At 36.8% G+C, this 459-nt stretch carries 1 protein-coding gene; it reads right to left on the reverse strand.

The window, feature by feature from the left end; translation table 11 throughout:
- Nucleotides 1-287, reverse strand: a 287-nt coding sequence (locus GBI16_RS18470; protein WP_171494599.1) for an ABC transporter substrate-binding protein, incomplete at its 3' end; no start/stop codon positions are given.
- Nucleotides 288-459 lie beyond the last annotated feature (172 nt).

Consider the following 459-nt stretch of genomic DNA (forward strand, 5'->3'; position numbering starts at 1 on the left):
ATTCCTTTTAGAACTTGTAAATCGTAATTAATAATAATGTCTGCACGTTTTGAGAGTAATAACGTCATATTGTTGACTTGCGCCCCGCCGATTTTAATATCGACATCTAGACCATATTTTTTATAAATCCCTTGTGCTAAAGCTTGATAGTAACCACCTTGTTCAGCTTTCGCATACCATGTCGTTTGTAGAACCAATTTATCGGCAGCTTGAGTAAATGAACTGAATAATAGTGTGCTTGCAATGACAGTTAATCGTCCTTTGCCTACATAATGCTGAATTTTCATAAGTAAGACCCCTAAATATGTATGAACTCATTTCGCTATTCTTTTAGGGGAATCAAAACCAAATGTATAAAAGCACACAGATTCTCTCAAAGCCAAATCATGACTTTGTCCCCAAAAGAGGAACAGCTAACGCTGTAGAGCAATGTCCCATGTGTAATACACACTAACCGCT

The sequence above is a fragment of the Acinetobacter sp. TUM15064 genome (genome assembly GCF_008980265.1).
GTDB lineage: Bacteria > Pseudomonadota > Gammaproteobacteria > Pseudomonadales > Moraxellaceae > Acinetobacter.